General features: G+C 64.1%; 3 protein-coding genes. 1 reads left to right on the top strand and 2 read right to left on the bottom strand.

Features of this window, described 5'->3' with window-relative positions:
• Nucleotides 1–86: 86 nt before the first annotated feature.
• Together BMW49_RS19910 and BMW49_RS19905 are read right to left on the bottom strand one after the other, a co-directional pair.
• On the bottom strand, nucleotides 87–1,100 hold the full coding sequence (locus BMW49_RS19910; protein WP_069519509.1) for an alpha/beta fold hydrolase: 1,014 nt from the start codon (nucleotides 1,098–1,100) through the stop codon (nucleotides 87–89).
• Between the two features lie 122 nt (nucleotides 1,101–1,222).
• Nucleotides 1,223–2,098 (bottom strand): helix-turn-helix domain-containing protein, encoded by an 876-nt coding sequence (locus BMW49_RS19905; RefSeq protein ID WP_069519508.1) that lies wholly within the window; start codon nucleotides 2,096–2,098, stop codon nucleotides 1,223–1,225.
• Between the two features lie 125 nt (nucleotides 2,099–2,223).
• Here BMW49_RS19905 and pobA point away from each other — a divergent pair, with 125 nt between their 5' ends.
• Nucleotides 2,224–3,408, top strand: coding sequence for a 4-hydroxybenzoate 3-monooxygenase (gene pobA, locus BMW49_RS19900; protein WP_069519507.1), 1,185 nt, complete (start codon nucleotides 2,224–2,226; stop codon nucleotides 3,406–3,408).
• Nucleotides 3,409–3,541: the final 133 nt, after the last annotated feature.

The following is a 3,541-nucleotide window of genomic DNA, read 5'->3' as shown; positions in this document are numbered from 1 at the left end:
TCGCAGGCCGCCCACAAAGCTTCGCGCCGGGGCGGCGCTCCTACGGGGGTAGCCACTAACGACGGCATCGCCCAAAAACAGTCCCGTTATTTCAGCTCGCTCAAGCCACGCAGCAACCCCTCGTGAAATTGCTCGGGCGATTCGACCTGGGGTGAATGGCCCAGCTCGGGCCATTCCACCAGGGTGGCGTTGGGAATCGCCGCAGCCGCCTTGCGGCCCAGCTCCGGGTAGTTGCCCAGGCGCTTGGCCAAGGCTTCCGACGCGCGGTTGGCGCCCGGCGCGGTGCGGTCCTTGCCACCGATCAGCAGCAGCGTAGGCGCCTGGACCTTGGGGAACTCATGCACCACCGGCTGGGTGAAGACCATCTCGGAGGTCTGCGCCTGGTTCCAGGCCACCTGCTTTTTACCCGCGCCGAGGTACATGCCATTGAGCATCTCCACCCAACGGTCGTACTCGGGTTTCCAGGTGCCGTTGTAGTAGAAGCGCAACTGGTAATTCTTGATGCGCTCAAAGGTTGTGCCCAGCTCGCCCTGGTACATCTGGTCGATGGTGGCGTAGGGCACGCCTTCGGCTTGCCAGTCTTCCAGGCCAATCGGGTTGACCAGCACCAGTTGCTCGACCCGCTCGGGATGGTTGAGCGCCAGGCGCGTGGCCAGCATGCCGCCCATGGAGTGACCGATCAGCGTGACCTTGTCGACCTCCAGCGAGTCCAGCAGCGCCACCGTGTTGCTGGCCAACTGGGCGAAGCTGAACTGGTAGCCCACCGGTTTGCTGGCGCTGCAGAAGCCGACCTGATCGGGGACGATCACCCGATAGCCATTGCTGCTGAGCACCTTGATGCTTTCCTCCCAGGTCGCACCGCAGAAGTTCTTGCCATGCAGCAATACCAGGGTGCGACCGTTGGCAATGCCCTGGGGTGCCACGTCCATATAGCCCATGGACAGCGTCTGCTGTTGCGAAGCAAAGGTGAAGCGCTGCAGCGGATGGGGGTAGTCGAAGCCTTCCAGTTGAGGGCCATAAGCCACCGGCGCGGCCACAGCGGCCGGCACGACAGTCGCCAGCCCCAGCGCGAGAGCGACGGTTGCGAAAGAGGTATGCATGCGCAGGTTCCTTGTCGTCAAAGCGCCCGTCTAGCTAGGGCGCTGACGGGTCGAACCCCGGACTCTAACAACTCAGGTCCGCGGGTTGGTCAGCAGTGCTTTTCCTGATGTAACAGGCCACTTCAACGCTGGCTGCGAAAGGCCTTGGGCGTCAGCCCGGTGGCGCGCTTGAAGAAGCGCGAAAAGTAGGCCGGCTCAGTAAAGCCCAAGCTGTCGGCCACCTGGTAGACCGTCAGGGTGGTGTACACCAGGTTGCGCTTGGCTTCGAGCAGCAGGCGCTGGTTGATCAACTGCAACGCCGAGACGCCCGCCAGGCGCCGACACAGCGCATTGAGGTGCGCCGCGCTCAGCCCCAGGGCCGCGGCGTAAGCCTCCACGGCCCAATGCTCGCGGTAGTGCGCCTCGACCAACTGGTTGAAGCGTTGCAGGTGCATGCGCCCCTTGTCCGCCGCGGCGCTGCGGTCCACCTCCGGCTGGGCCAGGGTGCGGCGGCCGATCCATACCAGTAACTGGCCAATCAGCGATTGCAGCATGACCTCACGCCCCGGCGCCTGCTCGCGGTATTCCTGGGCGATGGCGGCAAACAACGCGTCCAACTGCGCACCCGCCTCACCCACTAAGTAACAACCGGCCTGGCTCAGCGCCGACAGGCCGGTCTGCCGTTGCAAGCCCTCGACCAGCGGCAACGCCAGGCTCAGCACATGGCCCTGGACATCCTCGGAAAAGCCAAAACCGTGAATGCTCAATGCCGGCACCACCTGCACGCAGGCCTCGCTGACGGCCTGCCGACGGCCTTCGACATCCAGCACGGCATCGCCGGCCTGCACATAGAGCACCTGCACCAGGTCGGCGTGGCGATGCGGGCGGATCTCCCAGTCGTGCAGGCGGCTGCGCTCGGCAATCGACTCGCAGTGCAGCAGGTCGGGGGTCGGCCAGGTGCGCGTCTCGCCGTACAGCTTGAACACCGGGATCACCGTGGCGGACGCGGCACTGACCATAACAAATCCTCGGATAGTCCAATTTATTGAACGGATAGTGCCTTCTAACCGGCCCTTCTGCCATCAAAAATACTGCCTCATAGCCGGCCAGTGAGCGTGCCGCGCTGAACCTGAGGACAACAATAATGAAAACCCAAGTTGCCATCATCGGCGCCGGCCCCTCGGGCCTGCTGCTCGGTCAATTGCTGCACAACGCCGGCATCGACACCCTGATCATCGAACGCCAAAGCCCGGACTACGTACTCAGCCGCATCCGCGCCGGGGTGCTCGAACAAGGCATGGTCGACCTGCTGCGCGAGGCCGGTGTGGGCGCGCGCATGGACCGTGAAGGCCTGGTCCACGACGGCTTCGAGCTGGCCTTTGATGGGCGCCGCGAACGCATCGACCTGAAAGCCCACAGCGGCGGCAAGACGGTCATGGTCTATGGCCAGACCGAAGTCACCCGCGACCTGATGGACGCGCGCCAGGCCAGCGGCGCGCCGACGATCTACAACGCCAGCGAGGTGCAGTTGCATGACCTCAAGGACGGCCAGCCTTCGGTTACCTTCGTTCACCAGGGCGTCAGCCAGCGCGTCAGTTGTGACTACATCGCCGGCTGCGACGGTTTCCATGGCGTCTCGCGCCAGGCCATCCCCGAGGGCGTGCTGCGCGAATTCGAGCGCGTCTACCCGTTCGGCTGGCTCGGCGTGCTCGCCGACACACCACCGGTCAACCATGAGCTGATCTACGCCAACCATGAGCGCGGCTTCGCCCTGTGCAGCATGCGCTCGCCCACCCGCACGCGTTATTACGTGCAGGTCGATGCCGGCGAGAAGGTCGAAGACTGGTCGGACGAGCGCTTCTGGGACGAACTCAAACGGCGCTTGCCCGACGAAACCGCTGAGCGGTTGATTACCGGGCCATCGATTGAAAAGAGCATCGCGCCGCTGCGCAGCTACGTGGTCGAGCCAATGCAGTACGGCAACCTATTCTTGCTCGGCGACGCCGCGCATATCGTCCCACCCACCGGCGCCAAGGGCCTTAACCTCGCGGCCAGTGACGTCAACACGCTGTTCCGCATTCTCCTCAAGGTCTACCGCGAGGGCCGCACCGAACTGCTCGAACGCTACTCCGAGATCTGCCTGCGGCGCATCTGGAAGGCCGAACGCTTCTCCTGGTGGATGACCTCGATGCTGCACCGCTTCCCCGATGCCGACCCGTTCAGCGTGCGCATGCAGCAGACCGAGCTGGATTACTTCGTCAGCTCCGCAGCCGGGCGCTGCACCATCGCGGAAAACTACGTCGGCCTGCCCTACGAGGACATCGAGTAAAGCCAACCGATCTTGGCAACCCAGTAGCCTGGGTGGAGCAACGCGATACCCGGGTAAATCTGCCCCGGGTGTCGCTGCGCTCGACCCAGGCTACTCATCGCACCCGTAAAAACACACTCGACCTGGCCAGCCC

It is taken from the genome of Pseudomonas cuatrocienegasensis, assembly GCF_900110925.1.
GTDB classification, from domain to species: Bacteria; Pseudomonadota; Gammaproteobacteria; order Pseudomonadales; family Pseudomonadaceae; genus Aquipseudomonas; species Aquipseudomonas cuatrocienegasensis.
This window is presented reverse-complemented; position numbering and strand designations above follow the sequence as displayed.

Bases quoted from the DNA above. Each gene is read 5' to 3' on its own strand.
- BMW49_RS19905 (WP_069519508.1), bottom strand. From the start codon at position 2,098: ATGGTCAGTGCCGCGTCCGCCACGGTGATCCCGGTGTTCAAGCTGTAC.
- BMW49_RS19910 (WP_069519509.1), bottom strand. From the start codon at position 1,100: ATGCATACCTCTTTCGCAACCGTCGCTCTCGCGCTGGGGCTGGCGACT.
- pobA (WP_069519507.1), top strand. From the start codon at position 2,224: ATGAAAACCCAAGTTGCCATCATCGGCGCCGGCCCCTCGGGCCTGCTG.